The 19,722-nt window shown below is 40.4% G+C and carries 23 protein-coding genes; 15 read left to right on the top strand and 8 right to left on the bottom strand.

The window, feature by feature from the left end:
* Positions 1 to 50: 50 nt before the first annotated feature.
* From BT105_RS03495 to BT105_RS03530, 8 genes are all read left to right on the top strand, one after another.
* Complete coding sequence (locus BT105_RS03495) at positions 51 to 605, top strand: RNA 2'-phosphotransferase (protein WP_072299441.1); 555 nt, start codon at positions 51 to 53, stop codon at positions 603 to 605.
* A gap of 25 nt (positions 606 to 630) precedes the next feature.
* Positions 631 to 939: a hypothetical protein gene (locus BT105_RS03500; RefSeq protein ID WP_072299442.1), complete on the top strand. Its 309-nt coding sequence runs from the start codon at positions 631 to 633 to the stop codon at positions 937 to 939.
* The gene (locus tag BT105_RS03505) at positions 932 to 1,831 is read left to right on the top strand and encodes a hypothetical protein (protein ID WP_072299443.1); all 900 of its coding nucleotides are present in this window, start codon (positions 932 to 934) and stop codon (positions 1,829 to 1,831) included. Before BT105_RS03500 ends, BT105_RS03505 begins: the two co-directional genes overlap by 8 nt.
* Positions 1,832 to 1,857: 26 nt before the next feature.
* Positions 1,858 to 2,445: a hypothetical protein gene (locus BT105_RS03510; protein WP_072299444.1), complete on the top strand. Its 588-nt coding sequence runs from the start codon at positions 1,858 to 1,860 to the stop codon at positions 2,443 to 2,445.
* 59 nt (positions 2,446 to 2,504) lie between these two features.
* Positions 2,505 to 3,314: an ADP-ribosylglycohydrolase family protein gene (locus BT105_RS03515; protein ID WP_072299445.1), complete on the top strand. Its 810-nt coding sequence runs from the start codon at positions 2,505 to 2,507 to the stop codon at positions 3,312 to 3,314.
* Between the two features lie 38 nt (positions 3,315 to 3,352).
* A complete protein-coding gene (locus tag BT105_RS03520) occupies positions 3,353 to 4,705 on the top strand; it encodes an MATE family efflux transporter (protein ID WP_072299446.1) in 1,353 nt (450 codons plus the stop codon).
* 252 nt (positions 4,706 to 4,957) lie between these two features.
* Positions 4,958 to 5,185, top strand: a complete 228-nt coding sequence (locus tag BT105_RS03525) for a hypothetical protein (RefSeq protein ID WP_072299447.1) — start codon at positions 4,958 to 4,960, stop codon at positions 5,183 to 5,185.
* A 124-nt stretch (positions 5,186 to 5,309) separates the two neighbouring features.
* A complete protein-coding gene (locus tag BT105_RS03530) occupies positions 5,310 to 5,729 on the top strand; it encodes a hypothetical protein (protein ID WP_072299448.1) in 420 nt (139 codons plus the stop codon).
* 461 nt (positions 5,730 to 6,190) lie between these two features.
* On the opposite strand, the gene BT105_RS14760 is transcribed toward BT105_RS03530, so the two are convergent.
* Positions 6,191 to 6,451: a hypothetical protein gene (locus BT105_RS14760; protein ID WP_143186539.1), complete on the bottom strand. Its 261-nt coding sequence runs from the start codon at positions 6,449 to 6,451 to the stop codon at positions 6,191 to 6,193.
* A gap of 62 nt (positions 6,452 to 6,513) precedes the next feature.
* Positions 6,514 to 6,855 carry a hypothetical protein gene (locus BT105_RS03535; RefSeq protein WP_072299449.1) on the bottom strand — a complete coding sequence of 114 codons (342 nt, stop codon included), beginning with the start codon at positions 6,853 to 6,855 and terminating at the stop codon, positions 6,514 to 6,516.
* A 415-nt stretch (positions 6,856 to 7,270) separates the two neighbouring features.
* Between BT105_RS03535 and BT105_RS03540 the strand changes: the two genes are divergently transcribed.
* Together BT105_RS03540 and BT105_RS03545 are read left to right on the top strand one after the other, a co-directional pair.
* Positions 7,271 to 8,743, top strand: coding sequence for a cache domain-containing protein (locus tag BT105_RS03540; RefSeq protein ID WP_072299450.1), 1,473 nt, complete (start codon positions 7,271 to 7,273; stop codon positions 8,741 to 8,743).
* Positions 8,744 to 8,761: 18 nt separating this feature from the next.
* Positions 8,762 to 10,021, top strand: coding sequence for an ABC transporter substrate-binding protein (locus tag BT105_RS03545; protein WP_072299451.1), 1,260 nt, complete (start codon positions 8,762 to 8,764; stop codon positions 10,019 to 10,021).
* A 127-nt stretch (positions 10,022 to 10,148) separates the two neighbouring features.
* On the opposite strand, the gene BT105_RS03550 is transcribed toward BT105_RS03545, so the two are convergent.
* The 6 genes from BT105_RS03550 to BT105_RS03575 all read right to left on the bottom strand — a co-directional run bounded on the left by BT105_RS03550 (position 10,149) and on the right by BT105_RS03575 (position 13,734).
* Entirely contained in the window at positions 10,149 to 10,328 is a 180-nt protein-coding gene (locus BT105_RS03550; RefSeq protein ID WP_177243919.1) for a transposase domain-containing protein, read from the bottom strand.
* The gene (gene tnpB / locus BT105_RS03555) at positions 10,328 to 10,426 is read right to left on the bottom strand and encodes an IS66 family insertion sequence element accessory protein TnpB (protein ID WP_072299452.1); all 99 of its coding nucleotides are present in this window, start codon (positions 10,424 to 10,426) and stop codon (positions 10,328 to 10,330) included. The genes BT105_RS03550 and tnpB overlap by 1 nt, the downstream gene beginning before the upstream one ends.
* Positions 10,420 to 10,815 (bottom strand): IS66 family insertion sequence element accessory protein TnpA, encoded by a 396-nt coding sequence (gene tnpA / locus BT105_RS03560; RefSeq protein ID WP_072299453.1) that lies wholly within the window; start codon positions 10,813 to 10,815, stop codon positions 10,420 to 10,422. Before tnpA ends, tnpB begins: the two co-directional genes overlap by 7 nt.
* Positions 10,816 to 11,065: 250 nt before the next feature.
* Complete coding sequence (locus BT105_RS03565; RefSeq protein ID WP_072299454.1) at positions 11,066 to 12,187, bottom strand: hypothetical protein; 1,122 nt, start codon at positions 12,185 to 12,187, stop codon at positions 11,066 to 11,068.
* Between the two features lie 2 nt (positions 12,188 to 12,189).
* Positions 12,190 to 12,735, bottom strand: a complete 546-nt coding sequence (locus BT105_RS03570; protein ID WP_177243920.1) for an RNA polymerase sigma factor — start codon at positions 12,733 to 12,735, stop codon at positions 12,190 to 12,192.
* Positions 12,736 to 13,005: 270 nt separating this feature from the next.
* Positions 13,006 to 13,734: a histidine phosphatase family protein gene (locus BT105_RS03575; RefSeq protein WP_072299456.1), complete on the bottom strand. Its 729-nt coding sequence runs from the start codon at positions 13,732 to 13,734 to the stop codon at positions 13,006 to 13,008.
* A gap of 307 nt (positions 13,735 to 14,041) precedes the next feature.
* On the opposite strand from BT105_RS03575, the gene BT105_RS03580 reads away from it, so the two are divergent.
* From BT105_RS03580 to BT105_RS03600, 5 genes are all read left to right on the top strand, one after another.
* Entirely contained in the window at positions 14,042 to 14,260 is a 219-nt protein-coding gene (locus tag BT105_RS03580; protein ID WP_072299457.1) for a hypothetical protein, read from the top strand.
* A gap of 277 nt (positions 14,261 to 14,537) precedes the next feature.
* The gene (locus BT105_RS03585) at positions 14,538 to 15,239 is read left to right on the top strand and encodes a response regulator transcription factor (RefSeq protein ID WP_028515447.1); all 702 of its coding nucleotides are present in this window, start codon (positions 14,538 to 14,540) and stop codon (positions 15,237 to 15,239) included.
* A gap of 92 nt (positions 15,240 to 15,331) precedes the next feature.
* A complete protein-coding gene (locus tag BT105_RS03590) occupies positions 15,332 to 16,513 on the top strand; it encodes a HAMP domain-containing sensor histidine kinase (RefSeq protein WP_242940079.1) in 1,182 nt (393 codons plus the stop codon).
* A gap of 99 nt (positions 16,514 to 16,612) precedes the next feature.
* Positions 16,613 to 17,377 carry an ABC transporter ATP-binding protein gene (locus BT105_RS03595; RefSeq protein WP_072299459.1) on the top strand — a complete coding sequence of 255 codons (765 nt, stop codon included), beginning with the start codon at positions 16,613 to 16,615 and terminating at the stop codon, positions 17,375 to 17,377.
* The gene (locus tag BT105_RS03600; RefSeq protein WP_072299460.1) at positions 17,371 to 19,710 is read left to right on the top strand and encodes an ABC transporter permease; all 2,340 of its coding nucleotides are present in this window, start codon (positions 17,371 to 17,373) and stop codon (positions 19,708 to 19,710) included. Before BT105_RS03595 ends, BT105_RS03600 begins: the two co-directional genes overlap by 7 nt.
* The last annotated feature ends 12 nt before the right edge of the window (positions 19,711 to 19,722 follow it).

Raw genomic sequence — 19,722 nt, forward strand, 5'->3', positions numbered from 1 at the left:
GTAAAGGGCTGCTGTTCATTCATAGGATATAATAAGTAATGAGGTGAAAAATGAACGAATTGTCGAAATATCTGTGTTTGCTCCTTCGCCATCAGCCTGCGAAAGCGGAGCTTGATATGGATGAGCACGGCTGGGTATCAGTAGAACAGCTCATAAACGGCGTTAACGGCCACAGCAATTATAATCTGGATCGTGAACTGCTTGAACAGATAGTAGCCGAGGACAACAAGGGGCGCTACAGATATGATGAAAAACACGAAAAGATCAAGTGCTGTCAGGGACACTCGGTTCCCTGGGTTGAGCCCGAGCTTGAATACTGCGAACCACCTGATTTTCTGTACCACGGAACGACTACAAAGGCTCTTGAAGCCATTGTAGAAAGCGGAGCTATAAAGAAGATGCAGCGACATGCTGTACATATGCAGGCTGATATAAGCAAATCATGGCAGTCGGCTGAGCGCTGGCATAAGACTCCTGTTGTGCTAAAAATAGCAGCATCGGAGATGAACAAGGCCGGATATAGGTTCGGAGTTACCGAGAACGAGGTCTGGTGTACCGAGGAAGTGCCTGTGAAGTATATTTGTGACAGGGTTTATACCAAATAATAGTTTACGTTTAGGGGGAGAAAACATGAAAAACAAAAAACAAGGCAATAACTGGACAGCTTACTATGATAATGATACGAAACGATACTTTGCGGAAATAATGTACACCAGCCGTGAGGGGCGTGAGCAGTATGACTATGAGATTACTCAGGATATTTACGCCCGTCTCGGTACATTCAGCGATGATGTCGACAACGAGAGACTTATCAAAACAGGCAAGAGTGTATACTCTTTTGAGAACACAATGTATGGCACTCTCGGCCCCGAGAGAACGGTCTGGGATGAAGAAGCTAATGAAACAATGAATAAGTGCGTGAAGAAAAACAATGACTGATAAAGCTTATTTTCATCTTCCTGGTCTGTTTGAGTTCTATGACCTGTATAGTGTATTTCTGCCGCTGTACCGAGAGCACCGTGAATACTTCTATGACTGGTGTGAAATAGCATCTGTCTATGGTGCTCCAGCAGACTGTATCTGGGGCGGCGGACGTGTCGGATTCGGCGAATGTGAAGCTGAAGATGTACTCGCACTTATGAATGAATACGGTATTTCTTCAAGGCTCACTTTCAGCAATTCGCTATTAAAATCGGAACATCTCACCGACAAGAAATGCAATGCCCTGTGTGAGCTTTTCACCAGAAGCAAAGGTGTACAGAATGGTGTGATAATCCACTCGGATCTTCTGCTTGAACATATTAAAAATAATTATCCCGGCCTTTATTTCGTTTCCTCGACTACAAAGGTTCAGACTGATTTTGATCAGTTTTTTAAGGAAACGGAGAGGAGTGATTTTAAATATGTTATTCCTGATTTCAGGCTGAATAAGCTGTACGATAAACTTGATACACTCACGCAGGTTCAGAAAAATAAAGTCGAATTTCTGTGCAATGAATGCTGCTCGTTTTACTGTAAAGACAGAAAAGCGTGCTACGAAAATGTAAGCATGAAAAATCTCGGAGAGAACTGTCCCGAGCATATCTGTACCGCACCTGATGCCAAGGACGGATACCGTTTTTCAAAGGCAATGAAAAATCCCGGATTTATCAGTACGGATGATATCATCAACACATATCTGCCCCACGGTTTTTCTAATTTCAAAATAGAAGGCAGAGGGCTCGGAAGTGCTGTCAATCTCGAATTTCTGCTTTATTATCTCACAAAGCCGGAATATCAGCTTAATGTCCGCGAAGAGATCTATCTCGACAGCATGCTGGATCTGTTCTGAATATTTGACATGATATAGGAGGAAAAATGAAAAACAAACTGTTACCTTTTCTTTTACTGCTGTTCTGCTCATTCAATGCAGTAAGTGGATGCGGGCGTGATAAAACATCGAAAAAAGATGTTTCTACAAGCGACAGTATCCATGTACAGCAAAATACTACAGACACAAATAAAGTTGAAAACGAAAAGTCTGATATCACAAATATAAGTATTTGTGGAAATACTTTTGTTTTCCCTTTTAAATTTGGCGAGCTCGGCAACGATTATAAGCTTGAAAACGGTGTTTATTATTCTGATGAAGATTATACGCTCTATGATATGTATAACAGTAAAGACTACATTTGTACTATAGCCATAGAAGGAGATAAAACTGATAATAATTCAGAGAAGAAAGTAGTTTTAGTTGATGCCAAATCGCCCAAAAATGATTATATCAAGATCAATGGTTTAGATTACAAAACGTCAATTGAAGACTTTGCATCAAGCTTTGGCGAAACGAGTATCCAAACGGAATCTTACCTTGAATATAAAAAAGACAATATTATTTTAAGTCTTTTATTTGACGATACAAAAAATGAATTATCAAATATCATGTTAATCGAAGAAAGAAAATAAGGATTAAGTCAAATTATATGGTCGATATAAAATGCGAAAATAATGAAAGTGGGTGAATTATGTTTGGGGCGTTCTATGGTGATGTTATCGGCTCGGAATACGAAAATGCATGCACGAAGGCTTATGACTTTCCTTTTAAACGTGAAAGCCATTTTACTGACGACAGTGTTATGACTGCAGCTGTGTGCAGGGCTATACTCAATAACGGCGAAAATATTGGTAAGTTCGGGATACGTAAAAGAGCTTTTGAATATGCGGCTCAGTACAAGCAGTATTATTCTCGTTATCCCCACGCCGGATATGGAAGCATGTTTGCACGTTGGGCAAAGGAGAAAAGCCTCAGAAGGCAGCACAGCTTTGCTAACGGAGGTGCAATGAAAGCAGTTCCTATTGGTTACGCTTATGATGATATAGAACAGGTCATGCTGCAAGCTAAAGCAAGCTGCTATTATACTCACGCTCACCGTGAGGGGATCAGAGGTGCACAGGCTGTAGCCTGTGCAGTATTTCTTGCCCGTCATGGTGAATCGAAGGAACTTATCCGCAAATTCATCGCTGAAAAATTTCGCTACGATCTAAATTATACTGTTGAGCAGATACGTCCTGAGTATAGCTTTGACAGCAGCTGCGAATACTCAGTGCCGCCATCAATTATTTGTTTCCTCGATTCCACTGACTACGAAAGCGCCGTGAGAAATGCCGTATCCCTCGGAGGTGACGCTGATACTATGGCTTGTATCGCAGGAGGTATTGCCGAAGCTTATTATAAGAATATTCCCGAAGAAATAAGACGTTTCTGCGACAGCCGTATCGACATCTCTCTCAAGGAAACTGCTCGTGAATTTAATCTCAAATATAAAAATACCTGATATGATTTTTAAGCTATATAAAAGGACAGTTTAAGATAATGGAAAACAAAGAAGACAGAAGAATATATACACTTAGTCAGGAAGTCCCTGCCAAAGCAGTTATTAAAATGAGCATACCGCTGATATTCGGTATGTTTATTATGGTGCTATACAATCTTGTAGATACATACTTTATCGGGCTCACTGGCAATGATTATCAGCTGGCAGCTGTTAATCTTGCATATCCTGTTATGATGGTTACTGTTGCCATATCTAATATTATAGGTACAGGAGCTTCATCATACATAGCCCGATGTCTCGGTGCAAATGAAAAGGATAAGGCGGCACATACACTGACCGTTGCCTTTACTCTCACATTTATAAATAGTATTATAGTTATGGGGATCGGACTCGGATTTCTTCCTGCTTTAGTCCGTCTTCTCGGAGCCAAGGACAATACTTTTATATTTACAAAGCAATATGTTCAGGTAATACTGACAGGAAGCTTTTTCACTATGGGAAGCTATACAACAGGCGCTTTGCTGAGAAGTGAAGGCTCTGTACGCTATTCCATGACAGGAATGATAGTCGGAACAATTATGAATATCATTCTTGATCCTTTGTTTATTTTTACGCTGAATATGCAGATACGGGGAGCTGCTGTCGCAACTATCCTCAGTAATGCAGCAGGTTTCGGAGTTTCGGTTTTGTATTATGTGCGCAGAAAAACTCTGCTTCGTCCATCAGTTAATATGATATTGCCGACCAAAGAGATACTTTCTGAGATATACTGGGTAGGAATCCCAGCGTCATTAGAGACACTTCTTACCTCAGCTGCATATACGGTAAATAATAACCTTGCAGTTAATTACAGCGAATTGACAGTAACTGCTATGGGCATAGCCCAGAAGGTATTGTCTTTGGGCAATTATGTCTATCAGGGCTTTGCATCAGGAACACAGCCTATTATGGGCTATAATTACGGCGCAGGTAATACAGACAGAATGCGTAAGGTACTGAAAGCTGGAGTTTTAACAGTAACAGGTACTGAGACCGTTCTTATGCTGCTTTATTGTATATTTGCTCCGCAGCTGATAGATATTTTCACTGATTCGGCGGAAGTTATCAATATCGGTTCCCACGTTTTACGCTGTTTGATGTTTATCCTGCCATTTGTAGGAACAGTATCTATGTGCCGTATGTCATTTCAGGCAATGGGTAAACCCCAGTATGCATTTGGTATAACGCTTATACGTCAGCTTATACTGTATATCCCTCTGCTTTTGTTACTGAATCATTGCTTTGGCTTTAATGGTATGCTGTGGGCACAGCCGATAACAGAGGCGGTAATGATGGCAGTATCACTTTCATTGCTTTTACAGGTTATAAGACGTAATACAGTTAAGTTATAAAAGCTGATTATACCATACTTCTTGACATGATATGATAATAAGGAAATAATCTTTATATTTTGCTATTGAACAAACATTTCAAAATTGTAATATACGGTAATGTTAAAAAATGGACAACAGCCTTGCCATGTGATATACTATAATCACAGAAGCGGAAAGCTTACAAATCAGCTCCTGTGGTACAATATTAGCATAGTCTTATAAACCCATTAATTAATACAAACATTTTGAATATTAAACGGAGGAAAAATAATGAATAAGCTTAGAAAAATGTTCGAAGGTAATTACGAGACAAAAACGCCTAACAAGTTTGAAAACTCAAAAAAATATTTAGCAGTATCTATTATAGGATGCCTTTTCTGCTTAATATCATTTATCATATCCCTGATTGGTCAAACAACTGTTGGCTGCGTGATTTTTCTTATTGGATTATTAGTATGCGTGAACTGCGCAATTGAGTGGTTTAAGCACAGAAAGTGAAGCTAAAATCATTAGAGCAATATACAATGAACAACCAATTTATACTAAGTAACAAGTGGGTGTAAACCATGGCTGGCTTGTCATGGATTTATACGACCAGATATTATTATAGCAGGTGAAATTTATGAAAACTTTTAAAAGATATTTATCCGTATTTATGATCATAGGTGTTATTATTTTTGCTATTGGCTTTGTTTTATTAGCAATAGACAAGACTTATTTCAAATGGCAGATGGTGATTGCTTTATTAGCAGCTATTTGCATATACGTCTTTCCTATGTCATTATATCTTTCAAGTCGTGCATCAACAGTTGAAGTCAGGATCAATAAGTCAAAAAACGAATTGATCAATAAGATCGATGACATTTCATTCAACAAGTGCAATAGAAAGAATAAAAAAGAAGTTGGTAAAGAGACAATATATTCAGCAGCTGATAAATTCAGCGCATGGTTAACTAACCCTGTAAAGGTTTCTGACCATGATGAATACGTTATTGTAGAAGTGCCAAAGGCATATAAAAAGTATTATACAAGCCTTGCATAAATGCAGGATTTGCTTCTTGCTTATAAGGGATTATCATCATTTTGAAGGATTGAGTTTTTATTAGAAATGGCGGCCATATGGCCGCCATTAATGATATTATTCAGAGTGTTTTACTTGCCGAATTTTTTTACAAAGTTTTTGATTATCTGGGCGCATTCTGCGCGGGTTGTATTGCCAAGAGGATCCAGTTTCGTTCCGCTATTGGTTGCTTTTCCGGAAATGATATCGTTAGTTACTGCCCATTTCATCGGCATAATAGCCTAGTTGCTTATATCGTCTTTGTCACTGAATTTATCCAAGGCATTGCTTGGCAAATTACAAGGACGCTTTTCAAATTTCGTTTCATTATACAGCATAGTTACAAGCTGTATAACTATGAAATTTTATCTCCGACGCCAAACTTGATTTCATATCCATTTGATATTTCCCAATGAAATGCGAGAATTTTTTATGTTGATTTATTAAAATGGTGGTGGTGGACCTACTTTTTTACCACCTCCAAAAACCATACCACAAACAGGGCAATAATCTACATAGTGTGTAAGCTGTGTATAAATAGGATCTGACCATGAATGTCGTGCAATAAAATGCATACACGTTCCACTTGCTGCGCTTGCAGCATGTGCATTTAATGTGTTGACAGGTTTTGAAATAGGTGTTTCAGTTCCAAGCAGAGTAAGTGCAATTGCAAATGCTGAAACTTTCTTCATTATATTATTCATTTTTATTACATTCTTTTCAATATTTTTAATGGTTCAAAACAAGTTTATTCATCTTATAAGAGTTAGATATTATTCAGTATCATCTCTTCCTTAAAATGTATTATATATATTGGTGCACCATATAAAAAATCTGATATTTTATCTGTCGCAAAAGACAGGGGATGTTTTTTTGCATTATTTAAGTCGATCTGTTTAAAATGGAAATATTTCAAATCAAGGTCATATTTAGTATCGTCGCCTTGCTTTTTAAGGATTATCTTGTTCTTCTCGGGAACATATTTTGATGTAAAATCTTCAATGCCTGTAAGTTTGATGTTGTATGCTTTTTCATACTCTTCAAAATCATCAATGAACTCACCGCACGTAACCGCCAACCAGACCAGTGGGCAAAAAAAATGAGCCAAGATCAACCTCGGCTCAAATCCCGTATTCGGTTCATCACAATGAATTGCAGTGAGTTACTGTACTATAATAATTACAGTCGTATAAATCCATGACAAGCCAGGCATGGTTTACACGCACTCGAAACCTAAGTTATAATGAAAGCAGTGATTGGACTAACGGGAATCCGGTTGGGACACCACGCCCGCACCCCAGACAGTTATCCATGTCAAGGATTTGCAGTAAATACCCGATAAAAAGGTAACATAATGTGCAAAAAAAATTTATTTATATAAATGTATGGACAAAGTAAAAAATATATGGTAAAATAAATCTGCTTACATAATGGATTCCGGATCATGCGCCGATTTTTCGGACGTCCTTTGTGCTTTGGAGCGTTACAGACAAAAAGGGATATTAAAAAACAGGAGGAAAAAAATGACAAGGGATCAAATCCAGACTATTGGTCTTGAGAAGATCAAAAAAATGAGCGTACTTATGATAATAGGCTACGCTGCTATCGTTATTGCGGCGATCATTGGCATTACAGCCTTTATTGTCACAAAATACGATGAGCTGACAAAGGAAAAGGTCAGCTCAATGACTTCAACGCTCAATGTTCAGCTCAAGCTGAATCTTGAAGCATACCTCAGCAGAATGGAAACTATCGGAACTCTGGCTTATTCGGTGGATAATGCCTACAGCTACGATGCTTCCGCACCTGAAAACGATGAATACGAATCCATAAATATAGAAAAGCAGATTGCATCAGATCTCAGCAGTCTTTGTCTTATGGAGAATTTCGTTGACTATGGCATCGTTTATGCAAACAACAAAACGATAGGAAAGGTTTCAAACGGTACTATAAAGCTTTTCGGCGACAAGCTTTACTCTGAGCTTTCCACAATGATCACCCGACGCCGTACTCACGACGGCTGGTTCACCGGCTATAACGACGACTATGAGCGTATCTACTATGTAAAACAGATGAACGACAATATTATCTTTCTTATCTCGTTTTACACCGCTGAGCTTGATTCCGTCTTTGAGAATCCCGAGAATCTCAGTGATATGGAGATACGTCTGACGGACAGAAATTACAGAATGATATACTCATCTGTAAAGGGCGACAGCAGCGGTTCAGTTATCCCTGACAAGCTCCTTGATGATATCAGGAACAAGGACATGGTAGTCATAAACGGACGTGAGAACCTTTCTACCTTAAATACCATAAACGACGACTGGTATATAGTATGCTCCATACCTACAAAGGTCATTCTCAGGGAAGCAATAGATATAAGAAAATATATCTATCTCTTTGCAGGTCTGGTAGCGCTGATAGCAGTCTGTGCAGGTGCGCTTTTCGTAAGACGTATGGCGGATCCTATTGGTACAGTTACCTCTGGTCTGTCAGATGAGATAAGCGAGGATGGATTCGAGAATATATTGGGAAGAAGATTTTTCCGCGACAAGGCTGATAACCTTATGAAGAAAAATCCTAATCATTGCTATGGAGTTGTGCTCGTTGCCATTAATAACTTTGATGACATAATCGAAAAATTCTATCCGACGTTCCCCGAAAAGCAGAAGGGTAAAATGATAACCATATTGAAAGAGGTATTCAGCGACGCTGAATGTATCGGAAGGATCGGCGAGAACTCATTCTCTGTACTGCTGAAAAACAATGAAAAAGACGAAGAGACCTTCCGTTCTGATTCCGAGAGCAGAGCAAAAGATGTCTGCAACAAGTTCAGAGAGTCGGAATACACAAGTACTATGGGACTCCTTGAGCTTACTGCGGATTCCGCCGCTGCTTTTGGCAAAGGTGATTTCCGCGAGACCTACTATAAAGCATATGCTGCACTTTGTGCTTCCGTAAAAAACGGTCACAATGTATCAAGTGTGATGTGAGAACGGAGGGCAATGTTTATGAAGATATTCAGAAGAACAACAGCACTTATGCTTTGTGCTGCAATGATATTCTCCGCAGGCTGCTCTGAAAAGACTACTATGTCGAGTCAGAAAACACAGGTTGAAATAGAGTTTTCATGGTGGGGAAATGACGCAAGAAACAGATATACCCTTAAAGCTGTGGAATTGTTCGAGGAGCTGCACCCCGAAATAAGAGTCAAGTGCAGCTATTCCGAATGGTCAGGCTATGAAAAAAGAAATAAGATTTGGATGGCGTCGGATACAGAAGCCGATGTTATGCAGATAAACTACGGCTGGCTCACGGATTATTCAGCTGATGGTATGGGATATTATGATCTGAATGCTCTTTCAAAGTATATCGATCTCTCGAATTTCACTGAAGAACAGCTGAGCTACGGCACGAGAAACGGCGTTCTCAATGCCCTTCCCATAGCCATGAATTCCGAGATGGTCTACATAAATAAGACCATATACGACAGATACGGTGCCGATGTTCCCAAAACATGGGACGACCTGTTCAGAGCGGCTGATGCAATGAGATCTGCAAATATCTATCCGCTCAGCGCTTCAAGCAAGTCAATGTGGCTGTATCTCATATCATATGCAGAACAGGCACAGGGCAAAAGTATCCTTGATCAGAACGGAAGTCTTAACTTTACTGAAAAAGATTTTGCAGTAATGATGGATTTCTACAAAAAGCTTGTGGACAGTAAGGTAATGCCCCTTGTTGAGCATTATGAGCGTATAAAGCTGGATAACGAAAATTACGCAGGTTCTGTTGCATGGGTAAGCGACGCTGAAAGCTATTTCGGCGAAGCTGTCAGCAAAGAAAGAGAGATAGTAGTTGCAGACCAGACCACGATCAGCGGAAACAATACAGGCGAGGGCTGGTATGCAAAGCCTGCCACCATGTACGCTGTCAGCAAGAACACTGACCGCCCTGCCGAAGCAGGAATGCTCCTTGATTTTCTGCTCAACAGCAGAGAAATGGCTGAGCTTCAGGGAATAGAAAAGGGTATCCCATTAAGCGCCTCTGCAAGGGAAGTCCTCAATGAGCAGGGAATGCTTCAGGGCATACAGTTTGAGGCTTCGGAGAAAATGGCAGAGCATACCCTTCCGCAGCTGTCACCTGTTCTGGAAAACGGCAAGCTGATAGACGATTTCTTTGCAGCTGCAACGGATTATATCTATGAAAAGTCAGATCTTGACAGTACCGCTTCTTCATTCATTGAAAAGGCGAAGAAGGAGTACTTCTGACATTGATCGCTGTTTAAAGGCACTTCCGAGTAATCGGAAGTGCCTTTTCGAAAGCGCCAAATATCACTGTTTTAAGTAATTTAATTGTTTTACAATAAAAGATTATATTTTTGAATGACATATTTTTTTAATGTATCTCACTATACATCTGCCTGCAATATGCAGGCAACGTCATACTCCAAGGCATGACAGCTTCGAGCTGTGTTTCTGTAGGATCATTGCCCGGTTCTGGCAGAATTGTCAGAAGATATAGCAGATAACCGTAGACATCGAGGGTATTTCTCTTAGCTGTTTCTATGATACTCATTACTGCTGCACTATTGCTGCCAGTCCGTCGATAGATTTCCGCATATCCGTATGACCGCATACGATGTATATGTTATCAGCGGACAAATTTTTCAGCATTCTTTCAGACCTCTGAGCAGTAAAAGAATCATATTCTCAGATATATCAGGTGGAAGTACGATCTCGATATCTTCCTTGCGGAGAATAACTCTCTCTTTTTCATGAACAGTTTTACGTATTGGAACTGCAGCAGTTTCAGATTTGGCTACACTTGGCACATCAGGCTTTTCTTTTACTGCGCTCAGTGGAACAATATCCTGCGTAGACGTATTTTTAGTTTTAGCTGTATCCTTTTTCAGCGAAGCGACACGTCCATAGTATGTGTTTACATTCACCCCATTAGCTGCACACCATTCCCTGACCGACATATTACTGCTTTCGCATTCTGCGATCCGCTCTGCCCATTCTCTGCGACACAGTTCTCTCTGAACTTCTTTTGCTGTTGGCATATTCATAGCTCCTTTCGGATATTTCCCTCTGGAACTATTATAGCATTTTTATCTACTGCTACGAAAGTGCTGGGAATGGTTGGCGCTTACCACCGCACTCCAATACTCCGTTATTTTGCCTGTATATCTTTACATGATCATATAAAACGTCCTGAGTATCTCCGTACTGACAATTACAAATCAATTCACGGGCCTGGTCATTGTCAAGATTTACAGAATAAATCTCGGCCTTACCTTTATACCCCATAAATCAAACGAATTTTACTCCCGTCTTTTGATCTATCAGGCATGTATTCTCCATTTCAAGATTTATATTCTCTTTTTTGAAATGCCAGCAATCAATGCCAAGCAAAGGTCCTAAATAATAATTAACAAGTACCGGATAAGAATTCACAGGTTGGAATTTAAAATTATCTATTTCCAATTCGAGTTCCGTATTTGTATATTTGCTTGTAAATACGATCTTGTTCCTTTCAGGATCATATTCATCTGAAAAATCTGTTTTTAAAGAAATATTCAGATCATGCTTATCGGCAAAATCCTTGTAACAATTTACAAAATCGCCAGCTTCTATTTCTCCGTTTCTTATCCTGAATATAAGTGCATGATTGTTATTGTTTCCACCGACTATTCCATATACATTATTACAGATCAATTCCGGATTTCCGTCATTATCAAGATCTGAAAGATAAGCGGGAGGCTCATCTTGTTTACTTTCAGAAAAAGCAAATACATCACCTGTAACGTCGTTTATAAAATAATTAATCGTAATATATGAATTAGCAATTACTTTTTCGATATGCCAGTTCTTGATTCCGAGTATTTCTCCTTCATAATCATCAGTAACTGTTTCATGTGTTAATAAATTTTCAACGTAGCTTGATTTTGTACAAGACATTTCGCTGTTTGCGGTAATTCTGATGCCTTTAAGCTGAGAATAATAACATTTTCCTCCTATAACGGTTCCTGCAGCTATAACCATTGCCAAAGCAGCAGAACATATCCTTTTCCACATGGAGATATGGTATATCTCAACGCTGTCTACCTGAACTTCTTCAAAACAGCCTTCCGTATTATTTGTTACATTTCTGAATATCTTGGCAGTCTCTTTAGGTATGCAAGCTATAGTCTTACCCGTTTTTTCGAAAACTGAAGCAGCAATATCTAAACCTTTTCTGAATAAAGGTTTACTGTATTTTTCTGCACCAAAAATTCTTTCATTATATGAGCTTTCGTACTGCTGAAAAGCTTGTTTGCGCTGTATACGGGAATATATCCTTTCTTTCATTTCATCTGAAAAAGCAGGAATATTATCAGCGCCGTTTTCTGGGCGCTCATGTATATCATATTTGAACAATTCTTCTATCCTCACTCTCACCACTCCGTATCAACACCTGCTTTGAACAGCAGGCTTTTTAATTTTTTTCTTGCACGCTGGATCCTCTTTTGTACAGAGCTTGTAGTCATTTTCAGATCTGAAGCGATCTCTACTGATGATCTGCCATAGTAATAATGGTTGATTATGATAGATGAATCAGGATCTCCCAGCTCATTTACACAGTCAAGTAGTATTCCTTTGAGTTCCTTGCGATCTGAAGCGTGCTCAAGTTCATCATGGAACGGTGTAAGTTTAGCTTCAAGCTCGTCAATTGGTATTGTTCTCTTGTTTTTCAATGAAAGTCTCCTGAAAAGATCAATAGAACTCCTTTTTGCGATAGTGGCTACGAGGCATTTAAGGTCTCCGCTGTAAGCTTTTTCTGATTGCAGTGAACTGAATATGGCAATAAATATATCTGCAACGCATTCTTCGATATCTTCGATAGTTCCGCAGTTTCTGAGTTTGTTTGCAGCTATGGTATAGATATAAGCGCAGTATTCGTCATACAGCGCACGCTGCCATACATCTTTTGTTTTTTTCATAAGTTCTTTAAGCTGACTATCTGTCATATTCCTTTTCACCTCTTTTAAGCAGCTTCGTTTATTACAATCGCTCTATAAAACGCTAAGTGGACATTTTTTTCGGAAATTTTTCAAAAAAATAATAAGATTTCGTTTGGATCTGAAATCATAGTCAGATCTTTATTATGGAATTATAATGCTAACGGCAGCCATATTGGCTGCCATTTTATAAATCCGGCTATGTCTGTGAGTTTAGTATTCTTATGAACATTCCTTTCAGTTGTTCATATATCAATCATGACGTTGTTCAGAGTTGCTGAATGTTTCGCAGAAGCGTCCTGCAAAGGCAGGCGGTTCGCCGTAATTATTCAGGTGAGAAATATCACCGAAGGCAGTAACGCGGAAGTATGCTATTCCCTCACGGCGTTCTTCTGTGCATACAGTTGTTACCGAGGTAGGAGCTGCCATGAAGCCGTGCCAGAGCAGCATAGGGGAGATACCGAGAAGATGTCCAAGCATTACGCACTCAACTCCGAAATGGCAGAACAGTGCGATAGTATCTTCATTTGGACGAACGGCACTATAGTAATTGCCGTTACGTTCATATCCGTGTCTGGCAAGAAGAGAATCAAGACCGTTTTGTACATAGGCAATTCCGTTTTGCATATCTGCTTCTGCCATAACAGGAACATCAACCCATTTGTCCTTGTCATAATATTCAGGAACAGCTGTCCAGTTCTGAGGCAGCATATCCCATGCAATGCGGCGCTGACCGTCAGGTCCGATAATGAGATTGCGGTCAAATTCGCGGAGCCAGTCCAGAGTTTCTGCTGAGCGTCCGCATTTTTTCAGTGTATATCCGGCGGTAGCCTGAGCTCTGCCGAGAGGAGAAACATAATATGCAGCAATGTCCATGGGAGCTATACGCTCTGAAAGCAGTTCAGCTTCTCTATGTCCTTTTTCGGTAAGTGAGTCGATGGTGTAGTCCGGATCACCATGTCTGATAATCAGTAATTTCATAATTATCTCCCTTCAATAAACGGCACAACGTCCTGCCATATAAGATCCCGGCAAATAATATCCGAATACTGTTATTTTATCATATTTCAGCAATAATGGCAATATCTGTATAAAAAGTCATTTGCATGCCCGATACCGTATGTTTCAATAAGTAGTTTGGGTTGAGATACACTTCAGAAAGCAGAAACATTTCAAAATTGTAATGTCCTGTAATTATAAACGAATGACAGATATCATATTACGGTGTATAATAAGATCATGGAAACGGGAACAACCCGAAAATGAACACCGAAAGGAAGTATTTACCATGAAAAAGTCAGAGAAGATCGTTTTTACAATTTTTAAGACAGTATACTTTATGTGCCTTATTGCATTTGTAATAGCATATATAACAGAGCTTGTCAGCCCTACAGCTGCATATTGCAGCATAACTTCATCTGACTGGTTCACTCTTGGACTTATGTCATGCGTTTATGTGCTGATTGCAGATAAGCAGAAAAAGGATAAGGCTTCTGATAATAACTGAATATAAAACCGGAGGCAGCCTATGGCTGCCTTTTCAGTTTGATGTTCGATTTTGATTAATAACGTGTCTTATCCAGTATTCAGGTATACCCTGATTTCTGTCTATAAACAGTAAAACGGGATTATCTGTTTTGTTCCCTTCATAGCCATTCCAAGCTTTGTTCCGTTAAATAGGTAAATAGTAATATAAAGCGGTTAATTTAGCAATAGATTTCCGCCTTGAAATAAACACGGATTTATGTTATAATGAGACAAATCAGAGAGAAAGCGGTGGTAAAATGCATACAAGCGTCCTTGTTATTGACGACGAGCAGGAGTTGGCTGAATATACGGCTAAATACTTCAATATGTCAGGTATAGAAACACAGTATGCTCTGACTGCTCAGGATGCTCGTAATTTCCTAAAAAATAATACTTGTTCGCTGATTCTTCTTGATATAAACCTCGGTGATGATTCGGGGTTTGAACTTTGCAGGGAGATACGTACCGGTATTGATGTGCCCATCTTCTTCATAAGTGCAAGGGCTGCAGAAGACGATATGCTTCTCGCGTTGAGTATAGGCGGTGACGATTATATATGCAAGCCCTATTCTCTTGGGGTGTTGCTTGCAAAGGTCAAGGCAGTGCTTAAAAGGTATGAAGAAACAAAGAATACAAATGACAAGGATAACAGTGACGGCATCATTCCTCTCGGCAATGCATTCTTTGATATGAAAAAGGCTGCAATAATTAGGGACGGTCAAAGTACAGCACTCAAAGCGAAGGAATACAAGCTCCTCATGTATCTTCTGAAAAACAAGAACCGTGTTATTCCCAAGGATGAGTTTTTCGTGAAAGTATGGGAAACCGAATATGTCAGCGATGTTACGCTGAACGTACATATACGTCATCTGCGCGAAAAAATAGAAGATGATGCAGGCACTCCGACAGTTATAAAAACTATATGGGGTGTTGGTTTCATGCTGGAGGATAACAATTGAAAAGGCGGTTTATTGTATTATATGTCGTTTTGTTCTCTCTGATTAGTTGTTTCATATGTACTTACATACTTCATTCCGGCTCAAAGCAGGTCATGCCGCAGTATACAACGGAGATAAATAGGCTTATTATCGATACAGGTGAGAAATGGGATGAGATCTCCTCATTGGACAACGACTTTGTTGAGAGCGGAGAAGCTTTTGATTATGCAGTTATTGACAATGAAGGTCGTCTTCTCTGTTATACTAAGGAGGACATGTCAACGACTGTCTCTTCTGCCACAGGGCATTATGACATTATACGAGATATCGGGGTAAACGGTGAAACAGCAGGGAAACTGATAGTTCACAATCCATATGCTGAACAGAAACACAGCAGCGATGTAAGAAATGCAATAATGATAGGAAGTATGGCTGCACTGATGATAATGATATCTGTGGTATACTTTATTATCCTCAGAAAACGTGTAGTTGACCCTTTCAGAAAGCTGAAGAATTTTGCAGTGCGTGTTGCGGGCGGAGATCTTGAAACTCCTCTTGAAATGGATAGGGGAAACATATTTGGTGCATTCACTGAGAGCTTTGATATAATGCGTGAGGAACTCAAAGCTTCACGGAAGCGGGAGGAAGCTGCTGTTAAAAGCCGCAAGGAGCTTATAGCTGAGCTTTCACATGATATCAAGACGCCTGTTTCATCTATAAAGGCAATGGTTGATTATCTTGAACTTGTCACTCAGGATGAAGAGACAAAAGAAACACTTAAATCGATAAACAGCAAGGCTGACCGTATAGACAAGCTTGTGCTTAATATGTTTCACGCCACTCTTGAAGAACTTGAACAGCTTGAAGTTAATCCACAGGAAATGTCTTCGCGTGAGATAGAAAACATCATAAAAGAGTGCGATGCTTTAAAAAGGGTGACAGAGGCGGATATAAAAGACTGCATGGTATATGCCGATAAGCTTAGACTTGAACAGGTATTCGGCAATATATTCTCAAATTCATACAAGTATGCAGATACTGAGATAAGAGTTACAAGCTTTTTCGATGACGGCTTCTTCGTTATTGAGGTATCTGACAAGGGCGGAGGAGTTCCTGATGAAGAACTTGATATCATAATGGAAAAGTTCTGCCGTGGAACAAATGCTGCAGGAAAGGAAGGTTCGGGGATCGGACTATATATTTCACATTATCTGATAGGACAGATGGGCGGAGAACTGACTTGCCGCAATAACGGCGAAGGCTTTACCGTTTCACTGAGTTTCAGGCTCATTTAAAGAATAATTAAAGAATCGACAAAGATTTAAAAAATGCAATATGATATAATAAGATCATACAGAAAAGGACTGTATGATCTTATTTATTGGAGGACTGCTATGAATAACAAGAAAGTTATTGTCAAGACCGAAAAGCTTTCAAAAAGCTTTTCAGTTGGCGGAAAGCAGCAGCACGTTATAAAAAATCTCGATCTTGAGATATATGAAGGTGATTTTACTGTTATAATGGGCTCATCGGGAGCAGGAAAATCAACTCTGCTCTATATGCTTTCGGGTATGGATAAGCCCTCTCTCGGCAGTGTGGATTACTGCGGTGAGCATATCACTGATATGAATGATGACAAACTGGCTGTTTTTCGCAGAAAGCACTGCGGCTTCGTATTTCAGCAGATTCACCTTGTTGATAGCATGAGTGTTATGGATAATGTGATAAGTACTGGTATGCTTATCGGTCAGAAGCAGAAGGAACTGAAGAAAAAAGCTATGGAGCTGTTTGAAAAAATGGGGTTAAGCGAAGAGCTTACCAGGAAATTTCCGGCTCAGATATCCGGTGGTGAAGCACAGAGAGCTGCAGTTGTACGGGCGCTTATCAACGATCCTGATATAGTATTTGCGGACGAGCCTACCGGTGCTCTTAACAGTGCCGGTGTAAAGTCTGTGCTTGATGTTCTGACAAATATCAATAATGCCGGACAGTCAGTTGTAATGGTCACACATGATATCAAATCGGCAAGACGCGGCAATCGCATAATCTATTTGCAGGATGGCGGTATAGTCGGGGAATGTGAGCTCAGTAAATATGTCAGCGGCGATGAGGAACGTCATGAGAGGATAAGGAAGTTTCTGGAGGGAATGGGATGGTAAAGCTTATAAAAGCCGGTTTCCGCAAGGACAGGACTATCATGGCGGTGTTCCTGATGATAATCTTTATCTCCACATTCTTGCTGCATACTGGAATGCTAGCGTCTATGTATCCACGTCTGTTTGACGAATATGCCGATGAGCAACACCCTGCTGACTATATAATATGGACGACTGCGGACAACGGCAGTATTGATACAGCACTTGCAGAGTGTAACGGTGTGAAGTGCTATGCTACAGAGGATATGGTAAATATACCTGTATTCAAATTCACAACGAGCAGATGCTCGAAGGAAAGAGCGCAAAGTGGTTGGTTCGTTCAGCGGCTCGGTGATAACGTAGGCTATGAGACCTTTGTATTTGATAAGCGCAATGACAACATAGGTGAAAAAAGAATATATATCAACACCTACATTGCGGCGGCAAATGATCTCTGTATTGGAGATAAAATGAGCCTCGACACACCTTACGGCAAGTTCGAGTATTATATCGCAGGCATATACCAGCATCTCATAATGGGAAATTCGTATTACTACGAATCTGCTCTTCTCGATGAGACATCTTTCAGGGAGCTTCAGGAGGCTGCGGGAAAATCAGACAGTGGTAAAATGCATTTGGTATTTGCATTTGCGGAAGACGGTGCAGATATAGAGGACGAAATGGAAGCTGCGTTATTGCAGCTTCGCGGAGACGGAAGCACATACGCGAATGGTCACGGTATTGAACTCTCAAGAAGCGGATACACCGTTGTCGTGAATATTCTTGCGGGATTTATTGCAGCTTTTGCAGTGATAATCATGGCAATATGTTTCATAATGATAGTGTTCACCATTAACAACAACATCAGCCGCGATATAATCAACATCGGAGCTCTGCGGTCTGTCGGACACACTGTGCGTCAGATACGTGCGGCACTGACTGCCGAATTTGTGATTCTTGGAGCAGTCGGCTCATTGGCAGGCATGATCCTGTCATATGCCATTTATCCCGCTATGGAAAAGATGTTCATCAGGGAGTTGTGTGGTATAATCTGGAAGGAGCGCTTTTACCCCGGCATATCGCTCGGGATGCTTGCAGGAGTACTGCTTATGACAGCGGCAGTTGCTATGTTCTCTACGATGAAGATTAAGAAGCTTCAACCCGTAACTGCTCTACGCTTCGGGTTAAGGTCAAATAGCTTCAAGAAGAATCATTTTCCGCTCAGTGAGACAAGGGGAAAGCTGAATTTCCTGCTCGCATTGAAGAGCTCTATGCAGAATATGGGGCAGAATATCGTCATCTTTTTTATGATAACGGCGGTCGCATTTGTCACTCAGTTCTCAGGACTTCTCTTCTACAATACAAGGGTCGATATCACAAATTTTCAGCGTATGATACAGGGTGACGCTCCGGATGCTTATGTATACCTTAAAGACGATTCTTATGAATCAGCTTGCCGTGTCATAGACGTTCTGAGCAAGGTTGACGGAGTATCTGAGGCATACGGACTATTCTCTGTGGAGGCGACTGTCGGAGACGATGACGTTACGCTCATTTATGTTACAGATCCTGACTGCGTTTATTGCGGTGTCTATGAGGGAGAGATAATGCGTGAGGATAACGAGGTCGTGATAGGAAGCTCGGTCGCCGAGAGTCTTGGCGTAGGAGTAGGCGATGAAATAACAGTTGGATATGGTGAGAACAGCAGGCGCTACCTTATCACCGGCTTGCAGCAGTCAGTAATGAATACGAGACTATATATGACTGATAAAGCTGCTCAGGCACTTGGAGTCGATACAAGATACAATCGTATTCGCGTGAGGGTAACTGATGCGACAGATAAGAGAGTGGAAGAAGTACTCGGCAGGATAGACAGTCTTGATGACGATGCTATCACCGAGACGAAGAATTATTACCGTGAGCAGCGAAGCTCGGAGAATGTTCCGGTATATGCAGTGGGCTTTATTGTCCTGATAATGATAATACTTAGCGTTGCGACTGTACTGTTGGTGATACGCCTTTTGCTGAAGGCAGTGTTCATCAGGAAAGAGCGTGAATTCGGCATTAAAAAGGCGGTCGGCTTTACCAGTACCCAGCTTCGTTACCAGCTTTCGCTGTCACTTATGCCGACAACGATCATAGCTGCCATTACAGGCTCTGTAGCGGGATACATACTGCTTAATCCGCTATTTACGCTCATACTTGGCGGATACGGTATAAGAAATGCAAATCTTCTGCTTCAGCCGTTTCTGATACCGATAACAGCGATCTCGGTAATGCTGCTTGTATTTGCATTCAGCTTTATTATGTCGGGCAGGATGAAAAAACTTTCGGCTTATAAACTTATACAGGAATAATATATTACAGGG

Source organism: Ruminococcus flavefaciens (assembly GCF_900119075.1).
GTDB lineage: Bacteria > Bacillota > Clostridia > Oscillospirales > Ruminococcaceae > Ruminococcus > Ruminococcus flavefaciens_Q.